Genomic DNA, 16,430 nt, shown 5'->3' on the forward strand with positions numbered 1-16,430 from the left:
GCCATGCGGTCATTTATAAGGTATCCGTATGTATAGACCCTGTTCACTCAGCGATTTTCACTGTATACATCCTTTTTCTATGGCTTGTCCTTATAATATCGTCCCTACACGAAAAACTGAAAAAGAACAGCAATTAATGCTGTTCTTTTTCAGTGATGAATTGTTGTAAATCAAAAGGAGTTATCGCTTGGATAAATTCTTTTGAGATAAGTGTTTGAACAAGAGTACTCTCAGAAATAGAAGCACCTGTTTTCTTTTCGTAAGCTTGTTTTAATAAATCAAGTTTTTCAGCCGTTTCTTTCGGTAATTCAATTGTTAAAGTGTTCATAATTTCTCCCCCTTACTATTAGAGTACCACTACAATATAGGAGAGACAAGAAAAGAGAATGTGAAACATAAAAAAGGTTACCATTTATAAATGGTAACCTTTTTTATGTATAAGAGTTATTAAGCAATACCGATATACTTTAAAGTTTTTGATGGAGTACTATGATCAAAGAAGTGTTGTAAAAATGCGATATCAACACCTGATTTGTATGCACAATATCCCCAAGTTTTTCGAAGTGTATGTGAGCTAATCCCTTCTAATCCAACTTCTTTTGCAGCTTTGTTTAAAATGTACCACGCATGTTGTCTCGTAATAGATTTTGTTCCTTTTTGAGACTTTAATAATGGTTCATTACGTTTCCAAGTTTTACGTTCTTTCATGTAGTCTTCGATCGCGTGCTGTAAGTCTTCATTTACAGCGAACCATTTATGTTTCTTTACTTTTTCATTGTAAAATAAAATGGAATGGCGAACATTTTCATTTTCATCGATTACATCACTAACTTTTAATTGTAAGATTTCACTTACTTTTAAGCCAGAATTTACAGCTAATACGAATAATAAGCCATCACGTTTCGAAGATTGTAAAAGTATATTTTTGATAGTTTCTAATTGTTTTTCATTTTGAATAGGTTGTCCTGCTTGTTTCATTTCACGCACTCTCCTCTTTTATATGTGTAAAGGAAAGGATTAACTTGTTTCTTACTATAAAGGGAGAGTGTGAATTTCATGTGAACTCCTAGTGAAATTAAGACAAATTATTTGACTTCTTTTACTTTTTGTAAATTAAAGTAGAATACAACACTATTAGTCGTGTTATATACACCGTATTCGGTATGGTGGAGATCTAAAATGTTTTTGACAATAGATAACCCAAGACCAGTACCACCAGTATGACGGCTACGAGATGCATCTAAACGGTAGAAACGATCCCAAATTTTTTCAAGACTTTCTTCTGGAATAGGGTTTCCTGTGTTTTCAATTTCGACTTTTACTGTATCTTCCATTGCTATAACGGAGACTTGTATTTTTTCTCCATCTGGCGTATAGCGAATGGCATTGCTAAGTAAGTTCACAACCACTTGCTCAATACGACTACGATTCGCTTTTACAAATATAGAAGGCTCTACATCTATATTCACTTGTAAATGCTTTTCTTCCATGCTAAATAATAATTTTGTATAAACTTGTTGAATTAATTCACCAATTGAGAATGTCGTCATATCTAGTTTGTAAGTACCTGATTCTAATTTTGCTAACTCTAACATTTCAACAATAAGTCTGTTCATGTTTTCTGTTTCTTCTAAAATAACATCTGTGTAATACGTTGTATCTTTACTAACGCCATCTTTAATTCCTTCTGCAAAACTTCTAATTACACTGAGTGGTGTTTTTAATTCGTGTGATACACCAGAAATGAATTCTTTTCGCGTTTTCTCTAATTGACGTTCACGTTCAATATCCTGTTGTAATTTTGTATTGGCAACATTTAATCGATCGATTCGGTCTTTTAAATTTACAGATAACGTATTAATACTACCAGAAAGTCCGCCAATTTCATCATCTGCTGTTACAGGTAATTTCTCGCTAAAATCAAAATTGGCCATTTTCTTTGTAACGCGATTAATTTTAATTAATGGTTTCACAATGATTTTTGAGTAGTAAAAGGATAATAAAATAATTACGAGAAATACGATGATTAAGGCATAGACATAATAATCTTTCAAAACAAGCATCGCTTCATTAACAGGTTGCAAGGATGCTATCGCAAAAGCATATTCTGTAATCTTTCCATTTTCCATAATAGGTTTTACAAAGATACTATTCTTTATATTCTCCCCGCCATCTATTATATAAGTGTTTAATTGCTGCGAGTTAGCAGTGCCATTTCTAATAAGCTCTGCAAAATATTGAACGGCTTGTAATGTTTCAATATCATTTGCAAGACGAACCTCCGCTTTCGATGGAAGTTGTAACTTAGATACAATACCAGTAAATTCAATTTGAGTCACAGTTTTGTATCGGCTTGTAAGTCTATTTTTAGAAGGGTTGCCATTAATGGATGAAAAATCTGAATTGATACGTTCGTTTTGCCATCGATTATAACTTGTTGTCAATTCTAGTGGTGTTATTGTTTTCCCTCGTACCAAACCAACGACGTTTATCATGTCATCTTTTTTCAATCCTAAGTTTTCGAATTTCTTATATTCTTCGGGCGTTAAAAGATTATTGAGCGGAATGGAATATGTTTCACTATTTTTAGGATTAATTACATCAATGTAGTAATTGTTGTCACTTTTAATAATGCCTTCAGGAGATAAAAATTGCATATCAGCATTTGTTTTATCATGAAATTCTTGTTTTAGTTTTCGAATTTCTTCAGAACTTTTCCCACCTTTTTCGTAAGTATCTACGAACTTCTCAAAAGCAGTTTGAACTGTTTTTACTTTTTTATTAATATAAAATTTCTCTAAAAATAGAGATTGTCCTAGGAAAAAGAGGAGGAATATGATTGTAAATAATGTTGATGTTAATAAAAATAGTTTAAAGACGATACTTCTGTTTTTCACTGCGTCACCTCTTGTGAGAAATACTGTAAATGATTTCTTTATTATAACAAACGTTACAAAAAAGTAGAGGAGAAAATCTGTCTCTTCTGAAAGTAGTTTTTAATAAAAAGTCACATAAAAAGAACTCGACAGACGTATGACGAGTTCTTTAATGTATTATTGTTGAATTGCTGCATCTAAAGCGATTTCAATCATTTCGTTAAATGTAGTTTGACGCTCTTCAGATGTTGTTTCTTCACCAGTGAAGATGTGATCGCTTACTGTTAATACAGATAACGCATTTACACCGTATTTCGCTGCTAATGTGTAAAGAGCAGTTGTTTCCATTTCTACTGCTAGTACACCGTAATCTCCAAGCTTTTTAACGATGTCCATGCTTTCGCGATAAAATACATCTGCTGTTAAAACGTTACCAACACGAACGTGTAAGCCTTTTTCAGTTCCAGCATCGTAAGCTTTCTTTAGAAGGTCGAAGTTTGCAGCTGGTGCAAAATCAAATCCAGGGAATGTTAAACGGTTCATATTAGAATCAGTACAAGCCGTCATTGCAATAATAACGTCACGAACTTTTACATCTTTTTGAATGGCACCGCAAGTTCCAACGCGAATTAAATTTTTAACTCCATAGCTTTGGATTAATTCGTTTACATAAATAGAAATAGAAGGAACACCCATACCTGTACCTTGAACAGATACACGTTTTCCTTTATAAGTTCCAGTGAATCCTAACATACCACGCACGTTATTATAGCAAGTAACGTCCTCTAGAAATGTTTCAGCGATATATTTTGCACGTAATGGATCACCAGGTAATAGAATAGATTCAGCGATTTCGCCTTGTTTTGCTTCAATATGTACACTCATGAAAAGTCCTCCTTATAATGTATTGATAGAAATCAATATCATTTGCATTATACACTACGAATCCTTTCAATTAAAATCTTTTTATTATTTGTAATATGTGCAAAACAGAAGGATTTCATAAATTGTCATCTAGAATATATATGTAAGAAGTTTTGTATGAATAGAGACTATAAAAATGGTAGGTGATGTTTTGAAAAATCTAGTCATTGGACTCGTAGCTTTGCTATTTGTTGTAGTAGGCGGATTTTACATAAAAAAGTATCAAGAAACTACAGAGACTGTAAGTGATGTTCAGGAAGTAAAATGGGATGTGTCAAATAGAAAAGGAAATGAGAAAGCAGATATTTTGTTTCAATTATTAAATAATAAAAATAGCGAAGTGCGTGGTGTGAATGATCAAATTCGGGCAGTTATTGTAGACGGACAATTAAAACATGTACAACAAATGAAACCTACATTCGCAGGAAATGGATCATATAAGGTCTCTTCTAAAATAGCGAAAGATGAAGGATATACAATATTTTTATATGAAGACAAAAATAAGTCTGTGCAATCATTTGCGAAGAAAGATTTTGGGAAAGAAATAGACGAGAAAAATAAGAAAAAAGTAAAATTTCCAATCGATAGTGTACTTACAAAAAAAATAGGGGAGTATGAAGTTTCTCTTTTATTTGGTGCACTGCATCCAAATGAGCCAGTGACATTAACATTTCAATTTCAAGCGAAAAAGGGTGAAAAATTGAAATTACATTCAGAGAGAGGAGAGGTGGAGGCGCTCTATATTGTGGACGAAACGAGAGAAAACTTTTTATATGCAATCCCTGTTGATACAGATGAGCAATTACAATATCGCATTACATTTCCTGCTGAAGGAACGTATAAAATATGGGGAGATTTCTATATAAATGGTAAGAAATATGAAAAAGAATTTATTGTACAAGTTCAAAAAAGAAAAAACAGCTAACTAGTTAGCTGTTTTTTCTTTTTCCTATTAATTTTGTTACAGAGAGCATTGTAATTGGTAAAGAATGATTCTTTCTAAATGCTAAATATTTACCGCTCCATGCTGGTTTATATTTTTCTTTAAAATGTCGTAATCCGCTGAAACTATATGTATAACGAACATTATTAAAGATGGCAGCAGCAACCCGTTCAGACCAGAAAGATTGTGTCGATAAACCTACATTTGAAAGTGGTGCCATACCAATATTAAAGGAGTGGTATTCATTTTCTTTTGCCCATTGGAATAGGTGGATGAAAATTGCATCCATAATGCCGCTAGGTGCATCTGGATAATACCGCATTAAATCAACAGACAATGATCCGTCTTGATATACAGGCATAAAAGTTGTAAATGCGATGATTTTTCCATCTGCATCAGATAATGTAGCGATAGGTGCTCGGCTAATATATTCGCGATCAAAGTATCCGAGTGAGAAACTTTTCTCTTTTTTTCCACCGAGCCACGCATCTGAAACTTTTCTTAATTCTTCAAATAATTCGTTTGAGAACGGTGGCTGGTGAATAGAGAATGTATAGCCTTCTCGTTCAAAACGGTTGAAAGTCGCTCGCATACCGGCACGTTTTTTTCCTGTTATGGTAAATGTATTCAAATCAACGACAGCTTCTTCACCAAGCTTAAAGAAGTTATAACCAAAATCATGATATAAACTCATCCATTTACTTTCGATTTGGTAGAATACACAAATGTATCCAAATCGGTCAGCTTCAGCTAAAAACTCTTGTAACACAGTACGGTAGGAGGAAGGATCTCCAATTGGATCCCCTAGCACAACAAGACGTTTTCCAGTTATAGAGAAGAGAAGGAGCGCTTTCCCATCACTACTGAAGAAGAATTGTTTATCACCTAAAAATCCTAAATGACTAAGTACATTTCCTCCATGTTCATCTAAAAAGTTTTGCAATCTTTTATCATTAGCTGGTTGCCCGGGAAATTCATTTCGATAACGATTAGCGATGAGTGAGCCAATCAATAAAAATGTAGGAACGAAAAAGGCAGCTGCTAATGCACTTCGTTTCACTTGTGTAATATTACGAACGACAAAATCAGGTTTAAAAGCTTCTTTTGCACCTGCAAATAAAATACCTAAGTTTTTATATAAATATAAAGTTATAAGTAAGAATACAAAAACTTTTACGATATCAGAAAGTGAGACTTCCATTTTCTCGCGTACAAATCTTTTACGAAGCATATATAATACAGCGAGTACAATTAATAAAATAAACGTCTCTTCAATATCAATCCCTTTTAGCGTATTAAAGATGGCTGCTCCAATTAAAGAAATAATCGTCATATAGTAAGAACGCTTTGTTCCATAATATATGCCTCGTGAAAGGATCAGGAGGAGAATACCAAATGTTAGTGATAAGCTAAAAGAAAATTGAATAAGATGTTTTGGAGCTAGAATATGTAAGGCGTGTGCTCTGTTTATACTTGTCGGTAGAATGGTCGATAAAATAACCATTAATCCCGCAAATACTGTTAAAGCAGCAGAGGCCCATGAACCTAGTTTTCCTAGAAAATCACGCTGCAAAGTCCATATAACACCAGTTGTTTCTAATGCAGGCGCAATAAAAGGTTTGTCTTCAAACTTTTTAATGGCCACACCTGTCATTTCAAAAGCTGCAAAAATAAGACCAAGGCAGAATGGTAAAATGTAATAGACGAGGCGATATAATAACATAGCAGGTAGTAATACACCTGTATCAATGCCATACTGTCCGAGCCCAGTTAAAAAGACAAGGTCAAATGAACCAAGTCCACCAGGTACAAGACTAACAACACCAGCTAATGCAGCAATTACATACACACCTAAAAACTTTTGAAATTCGATATCAATGCCAAATAATATTAGTATGACATACATAACGATACCAGCAGATACCCACTCAACTAATGAAACTAATGAGTATAAAACAGTTGGATTTTTCTCTTCTTCTCCTTCATCTTGTCCTTCGGTTTGCTTTGGTTTTCTATTTTTTAGTTTAGAAAAGCCAATGTATATAGGGACGAAAAGGGCGAAGAAGATAAGAACAGGCCATAGCCACGGTTTTTCATGCAAAATAAAACTTGTGTCTAATATTCCAATAAGACCGAGGAACGAAAGAATAGCGAGTCCGTTAATAAAAGCGGTTGTCATCCAGGCGATACTTTTAATAAGTTTGCCATTTTCTTTTATGTATGGACGATAAAGCATTGTTCGTACACCTGCTCCAACGAGACCACCAAATCCAATAAATCCATTTAAAGTATTAGCAATCCATGAGATACGAAAAATCTTTTGGACAGGTATATCAGCTTTTAAATAACGAAGCATAACATAGTCGTAAAAGAACATTGTTGATACGGCAAATGCACCAAGTGTAATTGCTAAAAAGACTCCTCCGGTTGGAATGTTTTTAATTGTATTAATTGCTTCTAAAAAAGAAATGCCTGCTAATTCTTTTTTTGCTTGAAAGAATACAATTGTTAATACAACAAATGGGAAGATAATTTTCCCGATTTGTAAGAAACGTTTCCATGAAAACGACATAAATACAACTCTCCTTGTATAAGAAAACTGAGACAATAATATTATTATGACAAACTTCAAGAAAAATAAAAAGGTAAATTCCTGTATAAGGAAGCTATTTTTTATAAGGGTTACATTTAAAAGAGTATTTCGTTTGTCAGAAAATTAAGTTAAAATAAGTTGAAAGAAGGAAGAGAGGGGAATTAGATGATTATAATAGGTTATGCAGGGTATGAGCTAGAGAAAGCAAAACCTAATACGTCAGAAGATTTTTTTAATAGATCTGAAGTGACATATATATTAAATGATAAAGAAAGAACCTTTTCTGTTTTATATGTTCGGTATTTTGAAGAAGTTTTACAAGAAATTACTCCTTTTGAAGGAAATCCAGTATGTAAAGTAGAAAATCAAGACATATATTTGCGGGATATTGTAGCGATATGTTGTTTACTGAAAGAGAATGAGCTTCGCATGCAAAAACGTTTGTATTTAAATAATATAGAAGAATTCCAACAATATTTTGATGAGGAAATAGTGGTGAAAGTACAAGAAATATTGGCTGAATTACATAAAAATAAAAGAGTAGAAATAGCGTAAAATGGCAAAGGAGAGGGAAAAATGTCTAATCTAATGGTGGAAAATCAAACAGAACAAGTTTCTATGTTTTTAGAAGATGTTATTCATTTGATAACCAATTATGTAAATTATCATACGTTGCCTTCTTTATTAGAAGAGACACCGGCAGGAAACGAACAATATTATAAAGGGTTATTAGGGTCAATAAGACGTCTTCTCGTTTTTTGTGAAGAAGGGCATGATGCATGTTTTGTTTTGTTAAATAGCCAGCCATTTCGAAAGACAGCAGCTGAAAAGATTTTATATAAAATTTATCATCAAGTAATTGCAGAGTTTTTTTCACCAAAGAGTGATCATTGGTATGAAAATAGTCGGTCTGCTTATACAGGGAAAAACTCCATCGTTTTTCAACAAACGCCACCTGCATCTATAGAGCAAGTAATGAAGAATTTAGAAGGTAAATTTCAATTGATGCGTGAAGAACTAGAATATTATGAAACGGATTACCAAACAAAGATGTTACACAAATATTAATTGTGAAAAAGAAGCTAAGGGGACTTAGCTTCTTTTCCTTGTGTACAGTTATATAAGGGATTTCCTTTGAATATATTTAAGGGGATAGCATTAAGGAGGTGTAACATGAGTCAGCAAGGTGTATTTACAGATTACTTTCATGAAGTAGAAAGCTGGTGTGAAAGTGTTCTTCACGTATTAGATAGCCGTGCAATGGAAGTGTATGATGTCCATATGCTTGCTTATAAAATTCAAACGTTATTAGACCGTATGAAAGAGCATGAGTATGATACAGATGCAGAGTTTATGTATGAAATAAGTGATGATGTAGAACATATTCAGCATCATTTGCAGGAAGTATTTATGCAGGGAGAAGAGGAATATGAACTATATGAAAGAGGGGACAGTGAACGAGCTGTTCCAATTGGAGGGCATACACTCCCGCCATTACCATATCCGTATAATGCGTTAGAACCGCATATATCTAGAGAAATTATGATGTTACACCATGATAAACACCATCGCAGTTACGTGGAAGGATTAAATAAGGCAGAGAAGATGATGGAAGAAGCGAGAAAAACAAATCAATTTGATTTAATTAAGCATTGGGAAAGAGAAGCGGCCTTTCATGGATCAGGTCATTACTTACACACGATATTTTGGAATAACATGAAAAAAGGTGGCGGCGGAAGTCCGAGGGGGGCACTTTCACACCGGATTGAACAAGATTTTGGAAGTTTCTTGCGTTTTCAAAAACATTTCACAGAAGCAGCCTCCAAAGTGGAAGGTTCAGGATGGGCGATTCTCGTTTGGGTTCCACGATCAGGAAGATTAGAAATTTTGCAGAGTACACTTCATCAATTATTTACACAATGGGATACGATACCGCTCCTTGTACTAGATGTGTGGGAACATGCGTATTATTTACAATACCAAAATCGAAAAGATGAATATATTAAAAATTGGTGGAATGTTGTAAATTGGCCTGATGTAGAAAAAAGATTTGAAAGTGCAAAACAAATAGAATGGACACCGTATTAGACGCAGATTCTCTGCGTCTTTTTTATGGGAAGAGGAGGGAGATTTCGTTCATATTTTAAAAGGCCAAGCATACACTTGTACAAAAAGTGCCAAAAGGACGTGGGGGGAAATATGAGACGAATTTGTGTAATCATTACGCTTTTTATTGTGTACGCAAGCGTTATGCCAATTCCTACATATGCAAAGATGAACAGTAATGTCAGTGCTCGAAATGCTGTATTAATGGAGCAACAGTCAGGTCGTGTATTATACGGAAAAGCAGAACATGAGCCACAAAAGATTGCTAGTATAACAAAAATTATGACTGCCTTGTTAGCTGCTGAATCAGGAAAAATGAAAGAAATGGTCTCGGTTAGTAATGAAGCAGTGAGAGTAGAAGGCTCAGCAATTTATTTAAAGCCTGGGCAGAAAGTGAAGTTAGAGGATATAGTATACGGACTCATGCTTAGATCTGGTAATGATGCAGCACAAGTAATTGCTGAAAATGTGGGAGGGAGTATAGAAGGGTTTGTATATTTAATGAATGAAAAGGCGAAACAAATTGGAATGAAAGATACTCACTTTTCAAATCCACATGGTTTGGATGGAGATGGGTCCCATTATTCGTCGGCCTATGACATGGCACTTTTAACAAGGTATGCAATGGGGAACGAAACCTTTAAGAAGATTTTTGGGACAAAAACGTATAAATCAGATTCGTGGGATTATCCGTGGAAAAACAAACATAAACTTGTGACGTCTTATTATGAATTTGCAACAGGAGGAAAAACGGGTTTTACGAAGAAAGCAGGCCGGACGCTTGTTACAACAGCATCAAAAGATGGACTAGATCTAATTGTCGTAACTTTGAGCGCTTCTAGCGATTGGGATGATCATATGAATTTATTTGATAAAGGTTTTGAACGTTTCAAACAAACAAACGTTGTAGGACAAGGAGCGCTTGCTGAAATAACTGAAAAGAAATATGCCAATCATGTTTATACGAAAAATAGTTTTGCGGTACCTTTAACTGAGCAGGAAAGAAAGGATGTCGTATTAAAAGTTGAACTCGATAAAAGTATGAAACTTAAGGATGGAGTAAAGGTTGGGAAGACAGAAATTTATGTTGGCAATGAGAAAGTTGGAGAACGAAATTTATTTTATAGTAAACGAAAGTTAGTAGCTACAACGGGAGTGTATTGGAATAATGTGAAAGAAATTTTTTCTCATATGATAGGTGTTGGAAGCGATGGTTAATCTCGTATGGGTAGCGATGGCAGTCATAGGGATCGTATATGCCATGATAAATGGAACGATGGAAGCAATAAATAAAGCAGTATTTGATGGAGCAAAAGACGCAGTAACAATTTGTATAGGACTGATTAGTGTTTTAGTATTTTGGCTCGGTTTAATGAAAATTGCAGAGGAAGCAGGATTGTTAAAAAAGTTAGTGTCACTTTTTATGCCGATAGTAAAAAGATTGTTTCCAGAAATACCAAAGGACCATCCGTCAATGGGATTTATTTTATCGAATATGATGGCCAACTTTTTTGGGTTAGGTAATGCAGCGACCCCTCTTGGTATAAAAGCGATGGAACAATTGAAAGAGTTAAATGGGGGGAAGGATTCGGCGAGCCGTTCTATGGTGACGTTTCTCGCTTTAAATACATCAGCGATTACTTTAATTCCTACTACTGTCATTTCGATTCGAATGACGTATGAATCAGCGAATCCTACTGAAATTGTTGGGGTAACATTCATTGCACAAGTACTCTCTATGATCGGAGCGATTTGGATTGATCGCTATTTTTACCGAAGAAGGAGTAGGAAGGGGCGGAAAAAATGAGTATTGTTAATACGATATCATTATGGGTAATCCCTTGTGTGATTGGTTTTATCCTTTTATATGGAACGATAAAGAAAGTTCCGACGTATGAATCGTTCGTTGAGGGAGGAAAAGAAGGAATTCAAATTGCAATCTCTATTTTACCGTTTATGGTTGGAATGCTCGTATCTATTTCTATATTTCGAGCTTCAGGTGCATTAGATGCAATGATATCAGTAATGAAGCCGATGTTAGATTTAATTCATGTCCCAGCAGAAATTGTTCCACTAGCACTTATACGTCCTATTTCGGGCTCTGCTGGTTTAAGTATTACGACTGATTTAATTGCCACATATGGGCCAGACTCGTTTATTGGAAGATTGGCTTCTACGATGCAAGGGAGTACAGATACGACTTTTTATATTTTAACAGTATACTTCGGAGCTGTTGGAATTAGAAAAATGGGAGATGCATTAAAAGTAGGACTTTTTGCCGATTTAATCGGAATTATTTGTTCGCTTGTATTTGTTTCTCTATTGTTTAAGTAATACTATTCATTTTTTATGCTATTTCGCTTATAATACGTATACGACCACTATTAAGGTGTTGCTTAATAGTGGTTTTTTTATGCGGTATTTTTGACAAAATAATGAACTTTTATTGTGAGCAATATGAAAAATATGGACAATAATAAAAGGTAAAAACATGGTTTGACCTTTATATGTTTATTATCATCGCTATGTTGTTTAAGTAAGATGAAGCGAAAAGCCGTCAAGCGTATGCGGTTGCCAAGTCTTTCTAATGTAAGGTAAGATAAATTCGAGGTGAAAAAAAGAAATGGAACGATTACAAAAAGTGATTGCGCAAGCAGGTATTGCATCGAGAAGAAAGGCTGAGGAATTAATTCAGCAAGGAAAAGTGAAAGTTAACGGAAAAATAGTGAAGGAGTTAGGAACGAAAGTAACTCCTCAAGATAAAGTAGAAGTAAATAACATCCCTCTTGAAAAAGAAGAACCTGTTTATTTTTTACTATATAAACCAACTGGCGTAATTTCAAGTGTATCAGATGATAAAGGAAGAAATGTTGTAACAGACTTTTTCCCTGAAATTACACAACGTTTATTCCCAATCGGACGCTTAGATTATGATACGTCTGGCGTATTATTAATGACAAACGATGGGGACTTCGCAAACGTATTAATGCACCCTAGATATAAAGTTGAAAAAACGTATGTTGCAAAAATAAAAGGTCCACTAACAGGTGAGAAAATCCGCATGTTAGAACGCGGTGTGATGTTAGAAGACGGAAAAACAGCACCAGCACGTGTGAAGATTATTTCTTGGGACAAGCGTAAAGAAATGGCGATTGTCCAATTAACAATTCATGAAGGACGTAATCGTCAAGTACGTCGTATGTTTGAAGCGTTAGATTGTAAAGTAGTGAAACTAAAGCGTGAACGCTATGCTTTCTTAGAAGTAGGAAGCCTGCGACCTGGTGATGCAAGAGAATTGACACCACATGAGGTAAAACAATTACGTGCATTGGCTTCTACAAAACCTCGCTAATCGATATTTTGAAAATTTCACCAGTGGAATGCTCCGCTGGTGATTTATTAAAAAATACATATATTCATCACTCGTCGAAGAGAGGGGAGACAATATGAAAAAAAATCGCTTATTATTTCGCGTTATGATTCTGCTCATTTTATGTGGTGCTGTAGGATTTACACTTTATCAAGGATTCTTTGCTGATAAAGAGAAAATGCAAATCGGAAAAGAAGCACCTAACTTTGTTGTGACAGATTTAGAAGGAAAGAAAATTGAATTAAAAGATTTAAAGGGAAAAGGTGTATTTTTAAACTTTTGGGGCACTTGGTGTAAACCTTGCGAGAAAGAAATGCCTTATATGAATGAATTATATCCAAAGTATAAAGAAAAAGGCGTTGAAATTATTGCGTTAGATGCAGATGAAACAGAAATTGCTGTTAAGAACTTTGTGAAACAATATGATTTGAAATTCCCAGTTGCTATTGATAAAGGAACAAAAATCATAGGGACATATAGCGTAGGACCATTACCGACAAGCTTCTTGATTGATAAAGATGGAAAAGTAGTGGAGAAAATTATAGGTGAACAAACGAAAGAACAGTTAGAAGGATACTTAAAGAAAATTACTCCGTAATAAAGAAAGCCTTTACATAAGAGGCGCTTACCTATAGCGCCTTCAGTTTAAAAATTCTGAGTATTGCGGTAACTCGAGGTTAGAATATACAATAGTACATATAGATACAGGGGCGGTGAGAGTGTTGAAAGAAATTAAGTGTGAATGTGGACATGTGAATCCAATAGGAACTGTTTTTTGTGAAGCTTGTGGGAAACCATTTGAAAGCAATGAAAATATAAAACTATTGGATATGCGCTATGAGGGGAGTGCTCGGAGATCTCTCACGCAAACAAAAACGATTGTCGATAAAATTTGGAGCTTTTTCTCTTCTGTAAAAGTCGGTGTATGGCTCATTGTAATCACTTTAGCTGCATCGGCGATTGGAACTATTTTCCCACAAGAAATGTACATAACTCCAGGGATTGCACCCGCCGAATATTATAAACAAGAATACGGATTTTTAGGGCAATTATACTATCAATTAGGATTTAATAATTTATACGGCTCGTGGTGGTATATGATTTTAATTGCTTCAATTGGTATTTCACTTGTGATATGCAGTTTAGATCGTGTCATTCCACTTTATAAAGCCTTAAAGAAGCAAGGGGTGAAAAGACACCCTAGCTTTTTAAAGAGACAAAGATTATACGGTACTGGTACACCGCAAGATGGTGATTTTGAAAGAGTTCAAAAGAATTTAAAGAAAAGAAACTATAACGTAAAAGTGGAAGACGGAAATATTTTGGCGGAAAAGGGACGGTTTTCACGCTGGGGTCCATATGTGAATCATATCGGTCTCATTATCTTTTTATTCGGTGCAATGCTTCGTTTTTTACCGAGTATGTACGTAGATGAAGCGCTTTGGTTACGTGACGGTGAAACGAAAGAAATACCTGGAACGGATGGGCAATACTATTTAAAAAACGAGAAGTTTATAAAGGAAGTTTATGATAAGAGTAAGGATAAAGAAGTTTTTGATGAAGCAATTGACCGTGTAGGTGATAAAATGATTGCGAAAAACTTCCAAACGAATGCCGTATTATATAAAGCTGTGGGCGAAAATATAGCAGGACAAAAACCGAAATTAGAAAAAGTAAAAGAAGCGGAAATTCGAGTGAATGAACCGCTGAAATTTGATCAATTTGCTGTATATCAAGTGGATTACAAAGAAAGTGAATTTAAAAGTATGTCCTTTAACTTGCAAAATAAAGAAAATAATCAAAAGTGGGGACCGATTAAAGTTGATTTAACGAATCCTAAGGAAAAATTTGATTTAGGAAATGGTTATTCTTTAGAACTATTAAGTTATTTCCCTGACTTTTATTTTGATGAGAATGGAAGACCAAATACAAAAACGAAATTACCAAACAATCCAGCATTCGTATTTAAAATGTTTACACCTGAAACACCAGATGGTGAAGTGAGTTTTGTTGGTATTCAGCAAAATATAGAACCTGATGGGAATAACAAATATAAAATGTCCTTTGCAGGTGTGGAAATGCAAAATGCAACTGCACTTACTGTAAGGAAAGATTTAACGCTTTGGATTCTCGGTATTGGAGGATTTATATTTATGGTTGGTGTCATTCAAGGGATGTATTGGAATCATCGCCGTATTTGGATACAACGCGTTAATGATGAATGGTGGATTGCAGGGCATACGAATAAAAACTGGTTCGGTTTAAAGAAAGATATTGAAAGAGTACTAGAAGGTACAGCAATTCCGCAACCAAATGATAAAGTAGTCGATAAAAAAATTAGTTAAGGTGGGGAAACGATATGGTGCAAATAAGTAGTAACTTTCTCTTTACCGCATTTATTTTATATTTAATTGCCACTCTGTTTTTTGGGGGAGCAATTAAAGAAAAGGGACATAAGTGGGCAAATGTAGGAATAACGATTACAATTTTAGGGTTTATTGCACAAACAGTTTATTTTGTAACAAGGTGGATCGCATCAGGTCATGCGCCAGTTAGTAACTTTTTTGAATTTGGTACGTTTTTCGGCATGATGCTTGTCGGAGCATTTATTGTCATGTACTTTATGTACCGCGTAAGTATAATCGGACTATTTGCATTACCGGTTGCGCTTTTATTAATTGCTTATGCGAGTATGTTTCCGAGGGAAATATCACCGCTTATTCCATCTTTAAAAAGTAATTGGTTACATATTCACGTGACGACTGCGGCGGCAGGACAAGCAATTTTAGCAATTAGTTTTATTACGGGTGTTATGTATTTATTGAAAAATGTAGATCAATCAGTGAAAAGTAAACGTACATTTTGGTTGGAGACGGTCGTGTTCACGCTTGTTTGTACAGTTGGATTTATTGGAGTAACGACGGTATTTTCTAGTATGAAATATGAGGCGAAGTTCCAATGGATTGATAAAAATGAACAACAAGTGGAAATGAAGTACAACCTTCCCGCTTTAGTTGGACCGCATGAAGGGAAGTTATTGACAGAAAATAAATTAGAACCGACAGTTGAAGTTCCAGCGATTGTAAATGCGAAAAAATTAAATACTGTTATTTGGTCAGTGTTAGTTGGAACGTTACTCTATATCGTATTAAGGCTAATTTTACGTAAACGAGTATCAGCGGCACTTCAGCCGTTAGTGAAAAATACGAACAGCGATTTGTTAGATGAAATAGGATATCGTTCTATTGCAATTGGATTCCCAGTTTTCACATTAGGTGCATTGATTTTCGCCATGATTTGGGCTCAAATAGCGTGGACACGTTTTTGGGGCTGGGATCCAAAAGAGGTTTGGGCGCTTATTACTTGGCTCTTTTATGCGGCGGTATTACATTTACGTTTATCAAAAGGGTGGCATGGAGAGAAGTCGGCGTGGTTAGCGGTAATTGGTTTTGCAATCATTATGTTTAACTTTATTGTAGTAAACTTAATTATCGCGGGTTTACATTCATACGCATAGAGAAATAAAATAGGAGAGTGAATGTCACTTTCCTATTTTATTTTTGTCAACTTTTCTTCTTTTTTGAGAAAAACATGACAAAGTAGCGGTTGATTTTGTAA

At 34.8% G+C, this 16,430-nt stretch carries 16 protein-coding genes; 11 read left to right on the top strand and 5 right to left on the bottom strand.

The features are described from left to right. Window positions 1-133 precede the first annotated feature (133 nt). From AC2CGR_RS02665 to deoD, 4 genes are all read right to left on the bottom strand, one after another. Complete coding sequence (locus tag AC2CGR_RS02665) at window positions 134-328, bottom strand: DUF3924 family protein (RefSeq protein ID WP_001094857.1); 195 nt, start codon at window positions 326-328, stop codon at window positions 134-136. Window positions 329-447: 119 nt separating this feature from the next. Then, window positions 448-978, bottom strand: coding sequence for a tyrosine-type recombinase/integrase (locus tag AC2CGR_RS02670; RefSeq protein ID WP_000806236.1), 531 nt, complete (start codon window positions 976-978; stop codon window positions 448-450). 107 nt (window positions 979-1,085) lie between these two features. After that, window positions 1,086-2,897, bottom strand: coding sequence for a sensor histidine kinase (locus AC2CGR_RS02675; RefSeq protein WP_000797529.1), 1,812 nt, complete (start codon window positions 2,895-2,897; stop codon window positions 1,086-1,088). A gap of 156 nt (window positions 2,898-3,053) precedes the next feature. Then, window positions 3,054-3,761 (bottom strand): purine-nucleoside phosphorylase, encoded by a 708-nt coding sequence (gene deoD / locus AC2CGR_RS02680; protein WP_000110703.1) that lies wholly within the window; start codon window positions 3,759-3,761, stop codon window positions 3,054-3,056. Window positions 3,762-3,936: 175 nt separating this feature from the next. On the opposite strand from deoD, the gene AC2CGR_RS02685 reads away from it, so the two are divergent. Further along, on the top strand, window positions 3,937-4,725 hold the full coding sequence (locus tag AC2CGR_RS02685) for a hypothetical protein (protein WP_061402064.1): 789 nt from the start codon (window positions 3,937-3,939) through the stop codon (window positions 4,723-4,725). Window positions 4,726-4,729: 4 nt separating this feature from the next. On the opposite strand, the gene mprF is transcribed toward AC2CGR_RS02685, so the two are convergent. Beyond that, a complete protein-coding gene (mprF, locus tag AC2CGR_RS02690) occupies window positions 4,730-7,315 on the bottom strand; it encodes a bifunctional lysylphosphatidylglycerol flippase/synthetase MprF (RefSeq protein ID WP_087964706.1) in 2,586 nt (861 codons plus the stop codon). A 186-nt stretch (window positions 7,316-7,501) separates the two neighbouring features. Between mprF and AC2CGR_RS02695 the strand changes: the two genes are divergently transcribed. From AC2CGR_RS02695 to resC, 10 genes are all read left to right on the top strand, one after another. Next, on the top strand, window positions 7,502-7,891 hold the full coding sequence (locus AC2CGR_RS02695; RefSeq protein ID WP_000583785.1) for a hypothetical protein: 390 nt from the start codon (window positions 7,502-7,504) through the stop codon (window positions 7,889-7,891). 21 nt (window positions 7,892-7,912) lie between these two features. Then, a complete protein-coding gene (locus tag AC2CGR_RS02700) occupies window positions 7,913-8,404 on the top strand; it encodes a YpuI family protein (RefSeq protein WP_000067568.1) in 492 nt (163 codons plus the stop codon). Between the two features lie 105 nt (window positions 8,405-8,509). After that, the gene (locus AC2CGR_RS02705) at window positions 8,510-9,424 is read left to right on the top strand and encodes a superoxide dismutase (RefSeq protein WP_000082664.1); all 915 of its coding nucleotides are present in this window, start codon (window positions 8,510-8,512) and stop codon (window positions 9,422-9,424) included. 111 nt (window positions 9,425-9,535) lie between these two features. After that, window positions 9,536-10,660 (top strand): D-alanyl-D-alanine carboxypeptidase DacB, encoded by a 1,125-nt coding sequence (gene dacB / locus AC2CGR_RS02710; protein WP_087964707.1) that lies wholly within the window; start codon window positions 9,536-9,538, stop codon window positions 10,658-10,660. After that, window positions 10,653-11,249: a spore maturation protein SpmA gene (gene spmA / locus AC2CGR_RS02715; RefSeq protein ID WP_000247806.1), complete on the top strand. Its 597-nt coding sequence runs from the start codon at window positions 10,653-10,655 to the stop codon at window positions 11,247-11,249. The genes dacB and spmA overlap by 8 nt, the downstream gene beginning before the upstream one ends. After that, the gene (gene spmB / locus AC2CGR_RS02720; protein WP_029440665.1) at window positions 11,246-11,776 is read left to right on the top strand and encodes a spore maturation protein SpmB; all 531 of its coding nucleotides are present in this window, start codon (window positions 11,246-11,248) and stop codon (window positions 11,774-11,776) included. Before spmA ends, spmB begins: the two co-directional genes overlap by 4 nt. 289 nt (window positions 11,777-12,065) lie before the next feature. Beyond that, entirely contained in the window at window positions 12,066-12,794 is a 729-nt protein-coding gene (gene rluB / locus AC2CGR_RS02725; protein WP_029440666.1) for a 23S rRNA pseudouridine(2605) synthase RluB, read from the top strand. A gap of 94 nt (window positions 12,795-12,888) precedes the next feature. Next, window positions 12,889-13,410 carry a thiol-disulfide oxidoreductase ResA gene (gene resA, locus AC2CGR_RS02730; RefSeq protein ID WP_087964708.1) on the top strand — a complete coding sequence of 174 codons (522 nt, stop codon included), beginning with the start codon at window positions 12,889-12,891 and terminating at the stop codon, window positions 13,408-13,410. A 121-nt stretch (window positions 13,411-13,531) separates the two neighbouring features. Next, window positions 13,532-15,157: a cytochrome c biogenesis protein ResB gene (gene resB, locus AC2CGR_RS02735; protein ID WP_087964709.1), complete on the top strand. Its 1,626-nt coding sequence runs from the start codon at window positions 13,532-13,534 to the stop codon at window positions 15,155-15,157. 14 nt (window positions 15,158-15,171) lie between these two features. Continuing rightward, window positions 15,172-16,329, top strand: a complete 1,158-nt coding sequence (resC, locus tag AC2CGR_RS02740; protein ID WP_000250094.1) for a cytochrome c biogenesis protein ResC — start codon at window positions 15,172-15,174, stop codon at window positions 16,327-16,329. Window positions 16,330-16,430 lie beyond the last annotated feature (101 nt).

The sequence above is a fragment of the Bacillus sp. LSHTCR4 genome, assembly GCF_057197025.1.